This window comes from Nocardioides houyundeii (assembly GCF_002865585.1).
Lineage (GTDB): Bacteria > Actinomycetota > Actinomycetes > Propionibacteriales > Nocardioidaceae > Nocardioides > Nocardioides houyundeii.
In genome coordinates this window covers 1,982,317-1,997,691 of record NZ_CP025581.1, presented here as the reverse complement: position 1 = coordinate 1,997,691, position 15,375 = coordinate 1,982,317, and the positions used below count along the sequence as shown (strand labels likewise).

At 71.7% G+C, this 15,375-nt stretch carries 11 protein-coding genes, 1 tRNA gene and 2 pseudogenes; 9 read left to right on the top strand and 5 right to left on the bottom strand.

Features of this window, described 5'->3' with window-relative positions; genetic code table 11:
* The first annotated feature begins 1 nt into the window (after window position 1).
* Window positions 2-844 carry a DMT family transporter gene (locus C0R66_RS09565; RefSeq protein ID WP_241901407.1) on the top strand — a complete coding sequence of 281 codons (843 nt, stop codon included), beginning with the start codon at window positions 2-4 and terminating at the stop codon, window positions 842-844.
* Here C0R66_RS09565 and C0R66_RS09560 read toward each other — a convergent pair.
* Together C0R66_RS09560 and C0R66_RS20275 are read right to left on the bottom strand one after the other, a co-directional pair.
* Entirely contained in the window at window positions 822-1,109 is a 288-nt protein-coding gene (locus C0R66_RS09560) for a DUF1294 domain-containing protein (protein WP_199286623.1), read from the bottom strand. The two genes, C0R66_RS09565 and C0R66_RS09560, sit on opposite strands and share 23 nt — an antisense overlap.
* A 43-nt stretch (window positions 1,110-1,152) precedes the next feature.
* Window positions 1,153-1,302 (bottom strand): annotated as a pseudogene (locus tag C0R66_RS20275) (cold-shock protein); the annotation flags it as partial.
* Between the two features lie 40 nt (window positions 1,303-1,342).
* On the opposite strand from C0R66_RS20275, the gene C0R66_RS09550 reads away from it, so the two are divergent.
* The gene (locus tag C0R66_RS09550) at window positions 1,343-2,650 is read left to right on the top strand and encodes a PP2C family protein-serine/threonine phosphatase (RefSeq protein ID WP_101524494.1); all 1,308 of its coding nucleotides are present in this window, start codon (window positions 1,343-1,345) and stop codon (window positions 2,648-2,650) included.
* A gap of 7 nt (window positions 2,651-2,657) precedes the next feature.
* Here C0R66_RS09550 and selB read toward each other — a convergent pair whose 3' ends face one another.
* The 3 genes from selB to C0R66_RS18675 form a co-directional block, all read right to left on the bottom strand.
* Window positions 2,658-4,433: a selenocysteine-specific translation elongation factor gene (selB, locus tag C0R66_RS09545; RefSeq protein WP_101524493.1), complete on the bottom strand. Its 1,776-nt coding sequence runs from the start codon at window positions 4,431-4,433 to the stop codon at window positions 2,658-2,660.
* 3 nt (window positions 4,434-4,436) lie between these two features.
* Window positions 4,437-5,789, bottom strand: coding sequence for an L-seryl-tRNA(Sec) selenium transferase (selA, locus tag C0R66_RS09540; protein WP_101524492.1), 1,353 nt, complete (start codon window positions 5,787-5,789; stop codon window positions 4,437-4,439).
* 34 nt (window positions 5,790-5,823) lie between these two features.
* Window positions 5,824-5,918 (bottom strand) — tRNA-Sec (locus C0R66_RS18675).
* A gap of 58 nt (window positions 5,919-5,976) precedes the next feature.
* On the opposite strand from C0R66_RS18675, the gene selD reads away from it, so the two are divergent.
* The 7 genes and pseudogenes from selD to C0R66_RS09505 all read left to right on the top strand — a co-directional run bounded on the left by selD (window position 5,977) and on the right by C0R66_RS09505 (window position 15,374).
* The gene (gene selD / locus C0R66_RS09535; protein WP_101524491.1) at window positions 5,977-6,990 is read left to right on the top strand and encodes a selenide, water dikinase SelD; all 1,014 of its coding nucleotides are present in this window, start codon (window positions 5,977-5,979) and stop codon (window positions 6,988-6,990) included.
* A 45-nt stretch (window positions 6,991-7,035) separates the two neighbouring features.
* Complete coding sequence (locus C0R66_RS20415) at window positions 7,036-7,599, top strand: molybdopterin-binding domain-containing protein (RefSeq protein ID WP_101526166.1); 564 nt, start codon at window positions 7,036-7,038, stop codon at window positions 7,597-7,599.
* 12 nt (window positions 7,600-7,611) lie between these two features.
* Window positions 7,612-10,377, top strand: a pseudogene (gene fdh, locus C0R66_RS09525) (formate dehydrogenase); the annotation flags it as partial.
* Entirely contained in the window at window positions 10,374-11,351 is a 978-nt protein-coding gene (locus C0R66_RS09520) for a 4Fe-4S dicluster domain-containing protein (protein ID WP_101524489.1), read from the top strand. The pseudogene fdh and the gene C0R66_RS09520, both read left to right, overlap by 4 nt.
* On the top strand, window positions 11,348-12,418 hold the full coding sequence (nrfD, locus tag C0R66_RS09515; protein ID WP_206747643.1) for an NrfD/PsrC family molybdoenzyme membrane anchor subunit: 1,071 nt from the start codon (window positions 11,348-11,350) through the stop codon (window positions 12,416-12,418). Before C0R66_RS09520 ends, nrfD begins: the two co-directional genes overlap by 4 nt.
* Before the next feature lie 9 nt (window positions 12,419-12,427).
* The gene (locus tag C0R66_RS09510; RefSeq protein WP_101524488.1) at window positions 12,428-13,741 is read left to right on the top strand and encodes an L-lactate MFS transporter; all 1,314 of its coding nucleotides are present in this window, start codon (window positions 12,428-12,430) and stop codon (window positions 13,739-13,741) included.
* A 142-nt stretch (window positions 13,742-13,883) separates the two neighbouring features.
* A complete protein-coding gene (locus C0R66_RS09505) occupies window positions 13,884-15,374 on the top strand; it encodes a DUF4389 domain-containing protein (protein WP_101524487.1) in 1,491 nt (496 codons plus the stop codon).
* Window position 15,375 lies beyond the last annotated feature (1 nt).

The following is a 15,375-nucleotide window of genomic DNA, read 5'->3' as shown; positions in this document are numbered from 1 at the left end:
CGTGACGCTGGCCGGACTGGGCGTGCTGGCCTTCTCCTTCAGCTTCCCCGCCACGGTGTGGGCGCTCGACGGCCTCGGGCCCTGGACGACGACCGGCGGGCGGGGCCTGCTGGCCGGGGTGCTGGCGGGTGGCGCACTCGTCGGGATGCGCGCATCCCGCCCGAGCCGCGTGGACTGGACCGGCCTGGTCGTGGTGGCGCTGGGATGCGTCGTGGGCTTCCCGCTGCTCACCACCCTGGCGCTCCAGACCTCCACCACGGCGCACTCCGCGGTGGTCATCGGATGCCTGCCCGTCGCCACCGCGGCCATCTCCTCCTGGCGCACCGGACAGCGACACTCGGCCGTGTTCTGGGGGGCGGCCGGCACCGGGGCGGCGGCGGTGGTCCTGTTCACCCTGTCCCAGAACCAGGGGACCCCGAGTGGTGCGGATCTGCTCCTGTTCGCCGCGCTGGCGCTGTGTGCGGCCGGCTACGCCGAAGGGGGACGTCTCGCGGGCCACCTGCCGAGCTGGCAGGTCATTGCCTGGGCTGTGGTCCTCGCGGTGCCGGTGAACGCCGCGATCGCGCTGCTCGCCGTGCAGCACGAGCCCGTGCACCTCACCGGGACCGCACTCGGCGGGATGCTCTACGTGGGAGCGGTGTCCCAGTTCCTTGGCTTCGTCGTGTGGTACCGAGGCATGGGCCTGATCGGGGTCGCCCGGGCCAGCCAGCTGCAGCTGGCGCAGCCCCTGTTCACCGTGGTGTGGGCCGTCCTGCTGCTCGGCGAGCACCTCCCGGCATCGGTCCCGGTGACGGGCGTGGTGGTCCTGGGGTGCATCGCCGTCACGCAGCGAGCAAGGAGCTGAGGGTCGGGACCATCCAGAGGCAGGCGAGTGCCCCGCAGTTGACGGCGACCGTGCCCCAGAAGATCGTGCTGAACGGCTGCTTGACCGTCTTGTGCCGGAAGAGCTGCCGCGCGATGAGCGCGCCCGGCCATCCGCCCGCCAGCCCGATCAGGTGCAGTGTGGACTCCGGGGTTCGTCGCCTGCCCTGCTGAGCCGCCGCCTTGTCGGCGCCGTACAGCCCGCGACTCGAGCCGCCCGACCCCGACGTACCGCACCTGGTCGGCACGCGGGCGGCCCCGGTCGTCCCGGGAGGCGACAAAGGTGACCTCACGACCGGTCACCGGTCGCCCGCCGGTCGGGAAGCAGCTCACGTGGGCGAACACCCGCGGCCCCCCGGCACTCGGTGAGATGAAGCCGAAGCCACGTGCGTCGTTCCAGTCCGTCAGGGCGCCGCGCTGGCGGCCACGGTTGTGCTCCACCGCCACAGGATGCCTCACGTCCTACCGTTATGCTCCGCGAATGGAACGTCACAGGCTCACGGACGTCAGACGTTTCCTGGAGGCCGCGGAGGCCGCCTCTCCGGTCGAGGCAGTGGAACAGGTGGCCCGCGAGCTCGGCCTCGCCTTCGGCGCGTCCGCAGTGTCGTTCCTCGTCACCGACATGTCGGGGCGGGCCCTGGTCCGGCTGGCCCACGTGCCGCTGGTGCCCAGCACCGCCGCCCAGCCTGATGGGCCTGTCACGGGTGAGCGTCGTGACGAGGAGGAGTCGGCCACGGTGGTGCCGTTCGACGGCGGGCTGGAGGAGCAGACCGTGCGCACCCAGCAGGTCCGGGTGGTGCCGCCGGACGGCGTGGGCGCATTCGTCCTCGACACCTGGCGGGTGCTGGCACCGGTGACCGAACGCGGTGAGTCGATCGGGCTGCTGGAGATGTTCCTGCCCGTCGAGCCCGACGACGCCGTCGTCACCGAGATCGCGCAGGTGGCGCACCTGCTGGCGTTCGTGGTGATCGCCAACCGTCGGCACACCGACCTGTTCGAGTGGGGACAGCGCAGCCGCGAGTTCAGCCTGTCGGCCGAGATCCAGCAGCGTCTGCTGCCCGAGGCTCGGACCTGCGAGGCAGCAGCGTTCACCCTCGCGGGGTGGCTCGAACCGGCCGCAAGCATCGGCGGGGACACCTTCGACTACAGCTTGGCCCGCGACTCCCTGCAGCTCTCGCTCACCGACGCCATGGGCCATGGAGTCAACGCCGCCCTCACGGCGAGCGTCTGCCTCGGGGGGATGAGGGGCGCGCGCCGGCGCGGACTTTCGCTCCTGGACCAGGCGGCCGCGACCAACGTCGCACTGTCCGTCCACGCGGCCAGTCACGACGGCGATGACTTCGTCACCGGCGTGATGGGCCGACTCGAGCTCAGGACGGGCGTCCTGGAGCTGGTCAACGCCGGTCACGTCCTGCCCTTCCTCCTGCGCGACTCGGCGGTCGTGCCGCTGGAGCTCGGCGTGGACCTGCCCTTCGGCCTGTTCACCGAGAGCACCTACGGCAGCACCAGTGTGAACCTCGAGCCGGGAGACCGGGTCGTCTTCGTCACCGACGGCATGCTGGAACGCAACGTCGCCGGGATCGACCTCGCCGGGGCGATCCGGGAGACCGGCGACCTACATCCGCGCGAGGTCGTGCGGGCGCTCGCGGACAGTGCCCTCGTGGCAGCGGGGCACGCGTTGGAGGATGACGCCACGGTGCTGGTGCTGGACTGGCACGGAAGCCACGACGAGACGCGGGACGTGGTGTCGGGGGCGGACCCCACGCGTGCGAGCGAGGCCCTCGACTGAGCCTTGCTCAGCAGAGCTCGCGCCGGTCGTCCGGCAGCCGGCGGGTGAGCCCCCGCCGGTCCAGGGCGTCGAGCAGGGGCAGGGCGACCCGGCGCGTGGTGGCCAGGCGCTGCCGCGCCTGGCTGGTGGTGAAGGGCTGAGGCAGGCCGGACAGCAGGTCCACCGCCTGCTGCTCGGCGCCCGGCAGGAGCAGGATCCCGGGCGCGACCCGCAGCAACCGCCCGGCCTTGGCTGCGACGGCGACCCGGCGTACGTCGAGGCCCAGCTCGGCCAGCCGTTCCGCGGTCGGCGCGGCGAACGGGGAAACGGCGAGCTCCTGCTCCAGGGCGGTCACGGCACGCTCCACCTCGGGCGGCAGAGAGGCGGCCGGGGCCTGTGCCCGGACCCGCCCGCCCGCCACCCGCAACGGCGCGGCGACGACGGCTGACACCAGCTCCGCCGACGGCAGGCCCAGGCGATCGGCCAGCACGGTCAGCGGCAGCCCGGGGTCCAGCGGCTGCGCCGCGTCGTGCTCGGCGACCATCCGGGCCGTTTCACGGGCGGCCCGTTCGGCACGCTCCGCGCTGAGCCACCACCCGCCAGCGCGCACCGCGCCGGACGGCGGCCCGTCCACCGGTACGCCGATCCGGCGGAGCGTGCGGTCGTCCACCAGGCCTCGCCGGGCGATCTCCGACACCACGTCCGGGACACCGGTCACGTCGGCCAGCTGCCGGGCCCGCGCGCGGCCGGCGCCACGGCGCCCCAACGGGGGAGGGGCGGGATCGAGCACGTGCACACCCCAGACCGTCCTGCTTCCGGGGTCCCGCAGGAGTGCCCGGTCACCGACCCGCAGCGGTAGCGGGCGCTCGAGGCTGAGGCGGACCAGGTCGGGGTCGAGGTCGGCCGCCAGGGGGCGGACCTGCGCCTGCACGTCCGTTGCCCCGACGTGCAGCTGCAGGTGCCCGGGCAGTCGGTCCTCCCGCTGGTGGCCGCCGGTCAGCCGGACGTCCAGCACCTTCGTGTGGTGGTAGGCGTCCGGGGTCACCAGCACGCTGCCCCGGTCCACCTGTGCGACCTCGTCACCGGCGAGGTTGAGCGCTACCCGGGAGACCCCGGTGGCCGCCTCGACCGGTTGCCCCAGCGACTGAACGCCCCGCACCCGCAGCCGGACACCGCCCAGCTCAAGCTCGTCACCGCGGGCGACCCGACCGGCCGGGAGGGTGCCGGTGACCACGGTGCCCGCGCCGCGCACGGTGAAGCGACGGTCCACCCAGAACCGCACGCCGGCGTCCGGGTCGGGTTGGGGGAGCGCACCGACCATGGCGGTCAGCTGGGACCGGAGCTGGTCGAGGCCGGCCCCGGTGCGCGCGGAGACGGCGACCACGGGGGCGCCGCGCATCGAGGTGCGCTCGACCTCGGCGGACGCACGGGACACGGCCCCGGCAGGGTCGGCCAGGTCGCACCGGGTCACCGCCACCAGGGCATGCCGGACGCCGAGCGCGTCGAGGGCGGCGAGGTGCTCGGCAGCCTGGGGCATCCACGGGTCGTCCGCGGCCACCACGAACAGCACCGCCGGAACCGGGCCGACCCCGGCCAGCATGGTGGTGATGAACCGCTCGTGGCCGGGGACGTCGACGAAGGCCACCTCCCCGACGTCGCCCAGGTGCGTCCAGACGAATCCCAGCTCGATGGAGAGCCCCCGGCGGCGCTCCTCCTCCAGCCGGTCGGACTGCATGCCGGTCAACGCGTCGACCAGGGTGGACTTGCCGTGGTCGACGTGCCCGGCGGTGGCGACGACGTACACCGCTCAGTCCGCCGCGACCACGCGTCGCAGTGCCGCGACGAGCGCCTCGTCCTCGGTGGGATCCACGGCGACCAGGTCGAGCAGCAGGGCGCCCCGCTCCACCCGGCCCACGATCGGCAGCACGGGGTCGACGCGCAGCGGCTCGGCCAGGTGCACCGGCAGCGCCACGGCGGCGCTGGGGAGGCTGACTCCGGGGGCCCCGCCGCCCCCGACGGCGGCCTCGCTGGTCACCACCGTCGCCTCGACCACGTCGGCCACCGCGCGGCAGATCCGCTCCGCGCGGCGGCACAGCTCCTCGCGCGAGGCGGCGAGCGCGGCCGCGACGGGCGACACCGGGCCGGTGAGCGTCGCCTCCAGGGCGGCGAGGGTGAGCTTGTCGACCCGCAGCGCACGGGCGAAGGGGTGACGTCGCAACCGCTCGACGAGCACGGCGTCCCCGAGCATCAAGCCACACTGGGGACCGCCCAGCAGCTTGTCGCCCGAGGCGGTCACCAGGTCGGCGCCGGCCCGCAGCGCCGCTGCCGCGCTGGGCTCCTGGGGCAGCCGCGGGTGCGGGGCGAGCAGCCCCGAGCCGATGTCGGCCACCAGCGGCGCGTCCAGGGTGGCGAGCTCGGCGAGACCGACGGAGGAGGTGAACCCGGAGACCACGAAGTTGGAGGGATGGACCTTGAGCACGAAGGCGGTCCGCTCACCCACTGCCCCGGCGTAGTCGGCCAGGTGGACCCGGTTCGTGGTGCCGACCTCGCGGAGCGTGGCCCCCACCGACTCCAGGAGCTCGGGGATGCGGAACCCGTCGCCGATCTCGACCAGCTCACCCCGGGCGATCACCACCTCCGTGCGCCGCTGTGCCGCGGGGTCGCGGGCGTCGGGTCGCCCCGGCCCGGCGAGCGCGCAGGCCACCAGGGCCAGTGCGGCGGCCCCGTTGTTGACCACGTGCACCCCGCCGGCCTCCGGCACGGCGGCGGCGAGCGCGTCCAGCGCGGAGCGGCCGCGGCGTCCTCGTCGGCCGCTGGCCAGGTCCAGCTCCACGTCGGTGGCGCCGGCAGCGAGCGCCAGCGCCTCGACAGCGGCCGCGGACAGCGGCGCCCGACCGAGGTTGGTGTGCACCACCACCCCGGTGGCGTTGAGCACGCGGCGCAGCGCGGTCGCGGATCGGGGCAGCTCCTCGCAGGCCGCGGCCACCACCGACTCCGGGGCCACCTCGCCCGTCCGGCACCGTTGCTGAGCCCGCTGGACCGCCTGCTTGACCAGCGCGGGGCCGAGACGCTCGATAGCCTCGGCAAGCTGCGGATCGGCCAGCACCACGTCGGTGCGGGGCACCGCCCGGCGTACGTCGCTGCTTGGCGGATCCACCATCTGGGCCTCCCGAGCTCGGCTGGAGCGTCGACGTTGGCGGAGGCGGACGGGAATCGAACCCGCCTGACCGAGATGCTCGCTCACAACGGTTTTGAGGACCGTGCCCGTCACCAGACGAGAAACGCCTCCCCGCAACGTCGTCATCACTCTAGACAGGTGCCCCCCAGCGGTCCCTAGGGTCGGTCCCATGACCGCTGCTCCCACCGTCCGTCTGACCCAGTTCGCCGCAGGCGGTGGCTGTGCCTGCAAGGTCCCGCCCGGTGAGCTGGAGCGGGTGCTGGCAGACCTGCCCGGCGGCCGGGCGAGTGGCGGAGACCTGCTGGTCGGGTTGGAGAACGGCGACGACGGGGCGGCGGTGCGGATCGCCGGCGGGCAGGCCCTCATCGCCACCGCCGACTTCTTCACCCCGGTGGTGGACGACCCCTACGACTGGGGCCGGATCGCGGCGGCCAACGCGCTCTCGGACATCTATGCCATGGGGGGAGAGCCCGTGCTCGCGGTGAACCTGCTGGCGTGGCCCCGGGACAAGGTGCCGTTCGAGCTGGCGCGGGAGGTGCTGCGCGGTGGCGCCGCCGTCTGCGTCGAGGCCGGGTGCCACCTCGCGGGCGGGCACAGCATCGACGACCCGGAGCCCAAGTACGGCCTGGCGGTCAGCGGCCTGGGGGATCCCGACCGGCTGCTGCGCAACGACGCCGCCGTGGCGGGGACGCCGATCACCCTGACCAAGCCTCTGGGGCTCGGAGTGCTCAACAACCGGCACAAGGCCACGGGGGAGCGGTTCGAGGAGGCGGTGGCGACCATGACCACCCTGAACCGGGACGCCTCCCGGGCCGCGCTCGCGGCGGGCGTGCGCGCCGCCACCGACGTGACCGGGTTCGGCCTGCTGGGCCACCTGTACAAGATGGCGCGTGCCAGCGGGGTCGCCGCGGTCATCGACAGCGCGGCGGTTCCCTACCTGGACGGCGTCCGCGCCTCGTACGCCGAGGGCTACGTGCCCGGGGGGAGTCGCCGCAACCTCGAGTGGGTGCGCCCCCACCTCCAGGCCCAGGTGTCCGAGGACGAGCTGGTTCTGCTCGCCGACGCCCAGACCTCCGGCGGTCTGCTGGTCGCCGGCGAGCTGCCCGGGCACCCGGTGGTGGGCGAGTTCGTGGCGCGCGGCGCCGGGGATGCGGGCGAGGCGACGCTGGTGGTCCGCGCATGAAGCATGCACACTGGGTACGTCGGCGTCCTGAGTGGAGGTGACGAGATGGCGAAGACGTTCCTGAACTGGCCGCTGCTGAGGCAGCTGCGGGGCGACGACGTGCTGGGTCGTGGCAGTTCCGTGCGTTCGCAGCGCACCGAGGAGATCACCTCCCGCACCACCACGGCCGACAGCGTCGCCCGGAGCGTGTGTCCCTACTGCGCGGTCGGGTGTGGTCAGCTGGTGTTCACCAAGGACGGCGAGGTCACCCAGATCGAGGGTGATCCCGACAGCCCCATCTCCCGCGGCAGGCTCTGTCCCAAGGGGGCAGCGAGCAAGAACCTCGTGACCAGCTCGCTGCGCCAGACCAAGATCCGCTACCGGCGCCCCTACGGCACCGAGTGGGAGGACCTGGAGCTCGAGACCGCCATGGAGATGATCGCGGACCGGGTCGTGAAGACCCGTCGCGACTACTGGCAGGAGTTCGACGAGCAGGACCGGAGGGTCCGCCGCACGATGGGGATCGCCAGCCTGGGGGGAGCCACGCTGGACAACGAGGAGAACTACCTCATCAAGAAGCTCTTCACCGCGATGGGCGCCATCCAGATCGAGAACCAGGCGCGCATTTGACACTCCGCCACCGTCCCCGGTCTGGGGACCAGCTTCGGGCGCGGCGGCGCCACCGGGTTCCTGCAGGACCTCGCGAACTCTGACTGCATCATCATCCAGGGTTCCAACATGGCCGAGGCCCACCCGGTGGGCTTCCAGTGGGTCGTCGAGGCCAAGGCGCGGGGCGCCAAGGTCATCCACGTCGACCCTCGGTTCACCCGGACCAGCGCCCTGGCCGACACCTTCGTGCCGCTGCGCGTGGGGAGCGACATCGCGTTCCTGGGCGGGATCGTCAACTACGTGCTGAGCAACGGACTCGACTTCCGGGACTACGTGGTCGCCTACACCAACGCGGCCACCATCGTGAGCGAGGACTTCCGCGACACCGAGGACCTCGACGGGCTCTTCTCCGGCTTCGACCCCGAGACGCGCACCTACGACACCCAGTCGTGGCAGTACGCGACGCAGGAGGGTGACTCCGCGGACGACGACGAGGCGATGCAGCGCGAGACCGCGAGCGCGATGCAGCACGAGACCCACGGCATCCAGGTCTCAGGCCACCCGCCGCGCGACGAGACGCTCCAGGACCCCAACTGCGTCTACCAGATCCTCAAGAGGCACTACTCCCGCTACACCCCGGAGATGGTGTCGAGCACCTGCGGAGTCTCCGAGGAGGCCTTCCTCGAGGTCTGTCGGGCCTGGGTGGAGAACTCGGGCCGGGACCGGACCACGGCCCTGGTCTACAGCGTGGGGTGGACCCAGCACTCGGTCGGGGTCCAGTACATCCGCACCGGGGCGATCCTGCAGCTGCTGCTGGGCAACATCGGACGCCCGGGGGGCGGCATCATGGCGCTGCGCGGTCACGCCAGCATCCAGGGCTCGACGGACATCCCCACGCTGTTCAACCTGCTGCCCGGCTACCTGCCGATGCCCAACGCCCAGGAGCACACCTCCCTGGACAAGTGGGTCGACGCGGTCCGACAGCCCGGCGCCAAGGGTTTCTGGGCCAACGCACCGGCCTACGCGATCAGCCTGCTCAAGGCCTACTGGGGTGACGCGGCCACGCCGGAGAACGACTTCTGCTTCGACCACATGCCGAGGATCTCCGGCGACCACGGCACCTACCGCACGGTCTTGGACATGATCGACGGCAAGGTGAAGGGCTACTTCCTGCTGGGACAGAACCCGGCAGTGGGCTCGGCGCACGGCAAGGCGCAGCGCCTCGGCATGGCCAACCTCGACTGGCTGGTGGTGCGCGACCTGTTCGAGATCGAGAGCGCCACCTTCTGGAAGGACTCCCCGGAGGTCGCGACCGGCGAGATCGTGCCGGAGGAGTGCGGCACCGAGGTCTTCCTGATGCCCGCGGCCTCCCACGTGGAGAAGGAGGGGACCTTCACCCAGACCCAGCGCATGCTGCAGTGGCGGGAGAAGGCGGTGGAGGCGCCCGGCGACTGTCGCTCGGAGCTGTGGTTCTTCTACCACCTGGGCAGGATGGTCCGGGAGCGCCTGGCTAGCTCCGGGGACGAGCGCGACCGTCCCATCCTGGACTTGGCCTGGGACTACCCGACCCACGGCGAGCACGCCGAGCCCAGCGCCGAGGCGGTGCTCAAGGAGATCAACGGATACGAGGTCGCCACCGGACGGCCGCTGTCCACGTTCACGGAGATGAAGACGGACGGCTCCACCGTCGGTGGCTGCTGGATCTACACCGGGGTCTTCAAGGACGGGGTCAACCAGGCGGCTCGGCGCAAGCCCGGGGCGGAGCAGTCGTGGGTCGCCCCGGAGTGGGGGTGGGCGTGGCCGGCCAACCGGCGCACCCTCTACAACCGTGCCTCCGCCGACCCGGACGGGAAGCCGTGGAGCGACCGGAAGGCCTACGTCTGGTGGGACGCGGAGGCAGGGGAGTGGACGGGCCACGACGTCCCGGACTTCGAGAAGAACAAGCCTCCGTCCTACCGTTCCGGCCCGGACGACGAAGGCGTGGCCGGCATCTCCGGCGACGACCCGTTCATCATGCAGGGCGACGGGAAGGGTGCGCTCTACGTGCCGGTGGGGTTGCTCGAGGGCCCGATGCCGACACACTACGAACCGGTCGAGTCGCCGTTCTCCAACCCGATCTACGGACAGCAGGCCAATCCGGCACGCAAGGAGTACGCCAGGGCCGAGAACCGGATGAACCCCAGCCCGCCCGAGGAGCACGGGGACGTCTTCCCGTTCGTCTTCACCACCAGCAGGCTCACCGAGCACCACACAGCCGGCGGGATGAGCCGGTACGTCGCGCGGCTGGCGGAGCTGCAGCCGGAGATGTTCGTGGAGGTCTCACCCGAGCTCGCCGCCGAGCGAGGCCTGGACAACGGTGGCTGGGCGACCATCGTCACGGCTCGGGCGGCGATCGAGGCACGCGTGATGGTCACCGACCGGTTGACACCGCTGCGTGTCGAGAACAGGGTGGTTCATCAGGTGTGGCTGCCGTACCACTGGGGCCAGGGAGGCATTGTGACCGGCGACTCGGCCAACGATCTCATCGGCATCTCGCTCGACCCGAACGTGCTGATCCAGGAGACCAAGGTGGGAACCTGCGACGTCCGGGCCGGACGCCGGCCGACCGGCCGCGACCTGAGCGCCCTGGTGGCCGACTACCAGCGCAGGGCCGGGGTCGACCACGACCTGTCCAGACCGATCGTCACCACGGGGGCGGGAGCCGGGAGCGCGGACTCCGGGGACGCGACACCCCGCCCCGACGGCGGCAGCGGCGACGGGTCGGCACCGGAGGATCCAACGAGCGGAGACGACCGATGATCGGCGGCAAGAACAGCCTCTACGGCCCGGTCAACCCCACGGCCGACGCCGGATACAGCGCAGACCATCCGGCGCGCAAGGGCTTCTTCACCGACACCAGCATCTGCATCGGCTGCAAGGCCTGCGAGGTCGCGTGCAAGGAGTGGAACGACGTCCCGGCCACCCACTTCGACATGACGGCGACGTCGTACGACAACAGCCACTCGCTCAACGCCAACCAGTGGCGCCACGTCGCGTTCATCGAGCAGCGCAAGCAGCTGGGCGCCCAGGATCCGGGGATGCGCCCCCCGGAGGTCACCGACCTGCCGATGCCCACCATGCGCCCCACGGACACGGCCGAGGCGGTGGCAGACCAGGCGGACCCGACAGGGGACCCCGGCGAGAAGCCGGACTTCCGCTGGCTGATGTCCTCCGACGTGTGCAAGCACTGCACCCACGCCGCCTGCCTGGACGTCTGCCCCACCGGGTCGCTGTTCCGCACCGAGTTCGGGACAGTCGTGGTCCAGGACGACATCTGCAACGGGTGCGGCTACTGCGTACCCGCCTGCCCGTACGGCGTCATCGATCGCCGCAAGGGCCCCGACGGTGCCAGCAACGTCGGGATCGCCCAGAAGTGCACCCTGTGCTACGACCGTCTCACCGTCGGTGAGACGCCTGCTTGCGCGAAGTCCTGCCCCACCCAGTCGATCCAGTTCGGGGACGTTGAGGAGCTCAGGGAGCGGGCCAGCGCCCGGGTGGCGCAGCTGCACCAGGCCGGCATCATGGACGCCCGCCTCTACGGGAACGACCCACATGACGGGGTGGGTGGCGCCGGCTCGATGTTCCTGCTGCTCGACGAGCCGGAGGTCTACGGCTTCCCCCCCGACCCGGTGGTCACCACCGCCGACCTGCCCCACATGTTCCGCCGTGCCACCGCGGCCGCGGTGACGCTGCTGGCGGGTGGGGCGCTGGCGTTCGTGGGGCGGCGCCGGTGAACGAGGACCCGCGGGACGAGCAGCAGACCTCGGCAGTGATCGGGTCCGCAGGCAGCCGCCGGCCCCGGCGGCCCGGCGGCCGGCGACGGCACGGTCCGGGCGTGGAGTCGGTGGTGCCTGAGGCTGAGTTCAGCTCCTACTACGGGCGGCCCATCGTCAAGCCCGCGCCCTGGGAGGCCGACATCCCGGCGTACCTCTTCACCGGTGGTCTGGCCGCGGGCTCCGCACTGATCGCGGCGGGAGCCGACCTCACCGGCCGTCGGCACCTGCGACGCACCGGTCGCCTGGGGGCTCTGGCGGCCCTGACGTTCTCCGGGGCGGCACTGGTCCACGACCTCGGCAAGCCGTCGCGCTTCGTCAACATGCTGCGGGTGGCCAAGCTGACCAGCCCGATGTCGGTCGGCACCTGGATCATCACCGGGTACGCGCCCGGGGCTGGGTTGGCCGGCGTCGCGGAGCTTCTCGACATGCTGCCCGAGAGTCGCCGGCCGGGCCTGCTGGGCGGCCTCACCCGCGTCACCGCCTTCGTGGATCGCCCTGCGGGGCTCTGGGCGGCGCTGTTCGGACCGCCCCTGGCGGCGTACACCGCGGTCCTGCTCTCCGACACCGCGACGCCTTCTTGGCACGCGGCCTACCGCGAGCTTCCCTTCGTCTTCGTCGGGTCCGCAGCAGCGGCCTCGGCGGGCCTGGGACTGCTCGGCGCGCCCGTGTCCGAGACGCTCCCGGTACGCCGCCTCGCCGTCGGCGGCGCTCTTCTGGAGCTCGTCGCCGAGCAGCGGATGGAGCGCTCGATGGGGATCACCGTCGAGCCGCTGCACGAGGGCAGGGCTGGACGCCTGATGCGAGCCTCCAAGCTGCTGACGGTCGCGGGTGGGCTCGGTGCCGCCCTGGGCGGCCGCAGCCGCGTGCTGGCCGGGCTGGCCGGGGTCGCGCTGATGGCCGGTTCCGCGTGCACCCGGTTCGGGGTGTTCGAGGCGGGGCTGGCCTCTGCCCGCGACCCCAAGTACACGGTCGTTCCGCAACGGGAGAGGCTCGAACGTGAGGGACCCGTCCGCTACGAGCAGTGAGGTGTCGCCATGACCAGTCCAGCCGGAACGCGCCCGACCGGTGACTCCGGTCAGCCTGGGGGCTACACGACCAACCGCTGGCTGCTCGTCGCCGCGGCACTGCTCCTGCAGTTCTCCATCGGCGCGGTCTATGCGTGGAGCGTCTTCTCCAAGGCGCTGCAGGAGTCCTCAGCCTTCGACCTCAGCTCGGTCCAGGCCGCGGTCCCGTTCGAGGTCACCATCGGGATGATCTTCATCGGGACCTACATCGGAGGGCGCATCCAGGACAAGCGCGGGCCCCGCACCGTGGCGATGGTGGGCGGGGTCATCTACGGCATCGGGGTGCTGATCGCCGGGATCGCCCGAGACGCCGACACGTTCTGGCTGGTCATCCTGGGCTACGGGGTGATCGGTGGGTTCGGGCTCGGGGTGGCCTACATCGTGCCGATCGCGATGCTGCAGAAGTGGTTCCCGGACAAGCGGGGCCTCATCACGGGTCTGGCGGTGGGCGGCTTCGGGTTCGGCGCGGTGCTCACCTCGCCGGTGGCCAACTGGCTCATCGACCGGGACCCCGACGTGCCGACGAAGGCCTTCATCCCGCTGGGCATCGCCTACCTGGTGATGTCGGTGCTGGGTGCGTCGGTGTTCAAGAACCCGCCCGCCGGCTACACGGTGGGGGACCAGAGCGTGACGGCACAGGCGCCGGGGAGGTCGGCTGTCCATGACTACACCCAGGGGGAGGCTCTGCGGACCCCGCAGTGGTACCTGCTCACCGCGCTCCTCACCCTGAACGTCGCGGCAGGCATCTCGCTGATCTCCCAGGCCGCGGCCAGCGCGTCCGACATCGCGGGCTACTCGGCGTCGGCGGCTGCCAGCGTGGTCGGGGTCCTGGCCATCTTCAACGGGGCCGGCCGGGTCGTCTGGGCGGCCGCGTCGGACAAGCTGGGCCGGATGAAGTCGTTCGCCGCCATGCTCGGGCTCTCCGGCATCTGCCTGATCGCCATCCCGCACGCGGAGAACGCCGCGCTGTTCGTCGTCCTCGCCGCCGTCATCTACCTCTGCTACGGCGGTGCGTTCGGGACCATGCCGGCCACGGCCGGGGACTTCTTCGGGGTCAGCAACGCCGGTGCCATCTATGGGCTGATGCTCATCGGCTGGAGCATCGGTGGCGTGGTGGGGCCGTTGGTGGCCTCGGCGCTGATCGGGGACGACCTGAACTACACCACCGCCTACACCACCATCGGGGTGGTGGCACTGGCCGCCGTGGTGCTGACTTTCATCACCAAGATGCCCGAGGGGCGACCGGACGCGGGCAGCGGAAGCGCAGAGACGATCCCGCGGTGACGGGCTCGGCCCCGCACCAGCAGGTTCCACGGGGTCGCAGGGGGGTCCCGACCAGTTCGTGACCTTGGTCCCTGGCCGGTGTGCCTGCTGCCGCCCACCGTGTTGAGCAGGCAGCGGCATCAGGCGACCGGAGGTCCGTGCCATGGACTCAGGGCAGTATCCAGTGCGAGTCGACGCGGTGCTCGATCCTGGGCCGAGCCGCTGGCTGTGGCTGGTGAAGTGGCTGCTGGTCCTTCCGCACGTCTTCCTGCTCGCGTTCCTGTGGGCGGCGTACCTCGTCCTCAGTGCCGTGGCGCTGGTCGCCATCGTGATCACCGGTCGGTATCCACGGGGCATCTTCGAGTTCAACGTGGGCGTCATGCGCTGGAGCTGGCGAGTCTCCTACTACGCCTACAGCGCGCTCGGCACGGACCGCTACCCACCCTTCAGCCTCTGGGAACGGGCCGACTACCCCGCCCACCTGCACGTGGAGTACCCCGCTCGGCTCTCCAGGGGCCTGGCCCTGGTGAAGTGGTGGTTGCTCGCGATCCCGCACTACCTCGTGCTGGCGATCTTCACCGGCTCTGCCTGGACGGTGGCGGCCAACGGCGATGCCGCTGGCGCCCAGACCGCGGGCGGCGTGGGACTGCTGGGGTTCCTGGTGTTCGTCGCGGCCGTCGTGCTGCTGTTCACCGGCCGGTATCCCTCCGGTGTGTTCGATCTCGTGATCGGGCTCAACCGATGGATGCTCAGAGTCGGTGCCTACACGGGCCTGATGACCGATGAGTATCCGCCGTTCCGGCTGGACCAGGGCGGGACCGACCCTGGCACCCGGTCCATGCATCCCTCCTCCAGCGGGGAGACGGTGGGGGTGGCCGACGCTCAGCCGACGTCGCCCGGGACGGCCTCGTCTCCGCCGACGCCGGACCCGTCCCCACGGTGGGGCGTGGGACGGATCATCGGCATCGTGGTGGGTTCGCTGCTGGCCCTCGGTGCGATCGGCGCCCTGGTCAGCGCCGCAGTGCTGGCAGCGGCCGACGAGGATCTGCGCGACGACGGCTACTTCACGACCCCAAGGGTCGAGGTGCAGTCGCCGGGCTATGCGATCGTCTCGGAGAAGGCAGAGCTGGATGACTCCGACGGCCTGATCGACGTCCTGCGGGACCTGCTCGGCGAGCTCAAGGTGGAGGCCACCGGATCCCCAGGAGACTCTGTCTTCGTCGGGATCGCACGGACCTCGGACGTCCGCGCCTACCTGGACCAGGTCGCGCACTCGGTCGTCACGGACGTGGCTGATGACGACAGCTCGGTGAAGACCAGGTTCGTCGAGGGCGGAGCGCCGCGGATGGCTCCCGGGGAGGCCGGTTTCTGGGTGGCCTCGTCCGAAGGCGGCGGCACCCAGAGCATCACCGGTGCACCGAGTGAGGGCGACTGGACGCTGGTGGTGATGAAAGCCGACGCTTCCAGTCCCGTGGTGACCAGGGTCGCTCTCGGGGCCACTGCACCCGTGGTGGATGACCTGGCCGGCATCCTGCTGCTCAGCGGCCTGGTGTCCGGACTGCTGGCTGCGGCCATCCTGGCCGCGAGCCTGGTGCGCCGGCACCGGCACGACGACGTCCCGGCAGCTGAGCGCGACCCGGCAGCCGGGCCCTGAC

What these genes read in the sequence shown, in the direction of transcription:
- selA (WP_101524492.1), bottom strand. Translation starts at nt 5,789, where the DNA reads ATGGTGGATCCGCCAAGCAGCGACGTACGCCGGGCGGTGCCCCGCACC.
- selD (WP_101524491.1), top strand. Translation starts at nt 5,977, where the DNA reads ATGACCGCTGCTCCCACCGTCCGTCTGACCCAGTTCGCCGCAGGCGGT.
- C0R66_RS09550 (WP_101524494.1), top strand. Translation starts at nt 1,343, where the DNA reads ATGGAACGTCACAGGCTCACGGACGTCAGACGTTTCCTGGAGGCCGCG.
- C0R66_RS09510 (WP_101524488.1), top strand. Translation starts at nt 12,428, where the DNA reads ATGACCAGTCCAGCCGGAACGCGCCCGACCGGTGACTCCGGTCAGCCT.
- C0R66_RS09520 (WP_101524489.1), top strand. Translation starts at nt 10,374, where the DNA reads ATGATCGGCGGCAAGAACAGCCTCTACGGCCCGGTCAACCCCACGGCC.
- C0R66_RS20415 (WP_101526166.1), top strand. Translation starts at nt 7,036, where the DNA reads ATGGCGAAGACGTTCCTGAACTGGCCGCTGCTGAGGCAGCTGCGGGGC.
- C0R66_RS09505 (WP_101524487.1), top strand. Translation starts at nt 13,884, where the DNA reads ATGGACTCAGGGCAGTATCCAGTGCGAGTCGACGCGGTGCTCGATCCT.